Annotated in this window: 2 protein-coding genes; both read left to right on the forward strand. The window is 71.5% G+C overall.

The window, feature by feature from the left end:
- On the forward strand, positions 1–483 hold a 483-nt coding region (locus ACTWQJ_RS51660; protein ID WP_443313248.1), incomplete at its 5' end, for an ABC transporter ATP-binding protein.
- The coding region (locus tag ACTWQJ_RS51665; protein ID WP_443313249.1) for an ABC transporter permease at positions 480–1,109 on the forward strand (630 nt) is incomplete at its 3' end. The genes ACTWQJ_RS51660 and ACTWQJ_RS51665, both read left to right, overlap by 4 nt.

Genomic DNA, 1,109 nt, shown 5'->3' on the forward strand with positions numbered 1-1,109 from the left:
CTCGCCAATGTGGCGTTGCCGGCCGAACTGGCCGGCCGTCCCAAGGCCGAACGGCACGAGCGCGCCATGGACGCCATCCGTCTCGTCGGCCTCGACGGCTTCGAGAAGCAGTTGCCGGGACAGCTCTCGGGCGGGATGCGGATGCGGGTCTCGCTGGCCCGCGCGCTGATGATGCGCCCCGCGCTCTTCCTCTTCGACGAACCTTTCGGCGCGCTGGACGAGATGACCCGGCTTCGTATGCAGGAGGAGCTCCAGCGGATCTTCGCCGAGTCGGGGTTCGCGGGTCTGTTCATCACGCACTCGGTGACCGAGGCGGTCTTCCTGGCCAACCGGGTCGTGGTGATGTCGGCCCGACCCGGACGCATCACCGCCGCATTCGAGGTCCCGTTCGCCCACCCCAGGCCCGCTTCGCTCCGTTACGAACCGGAGTTCGCCGCGATCGCGGGCGCGGTCTCCGCAGCCCTGCGAGGAGACGCCCAGTGACCGCGAACACCCCGGCCGCCGACGCGCCGACTGCCCACGCGACCACTGCCGCCTCGGTCGAAGTCGGCCCGAGCAGCGAACCGTCTGCCGCCTCCGAACCGGCCGTCACCGGTTCGAGCGCTGCCGCTCCGGCCCACGAGGGGAAGACCCCTGTGCACCAGTCCGATGCCGCCGCCGGCGCAACGGCCGAGACCCTCCCGGCCGCTGAGGCGTCCGTCTGCACACGCCGCAGCCCCGTCGCGCTGCTCGCCCCCATCGGCTCGCTCGCCGTCGCCATCGGCCTCTGGTACGCGGTGAGTTACCTGCTCCTAGCCCCCGCCAACCGCTTCCTCGTACCGCCCCCGCATCAGGTCCTCCACGTCGCCGTCCTCGACTGGACTCACCTGCAGCCCATGCTCCAGGCCCTCGCCCTCACCGCGCAGGTCGCTCTCGCCGGGCTCGCCATCGCCGCCGCCCTCGGCATCACCGGGGCCGTCGTGATGAGCCGCGCCCGCTGGCTGGAGCGCTCCCTCTATCCGTACGCCGTCATCCTGCAGACCGTCCCGATCCTCGCCATCGTCCCCCTCATCGGCCTCTGGTTCGGCTTCGGCTTCCCCAGCCGGGTCGTCGTCTGCGTCCTCATCGCC

Source organism: Streptomyces sp. KR55 (genome assembly GCF_052245645.1).
Lineage (GTDB): Bacteria > Actinomycetota > Actinomycetes > Streptomycetales > Streptomycetaceae > Streptomyces > Streptomyces flavusporus.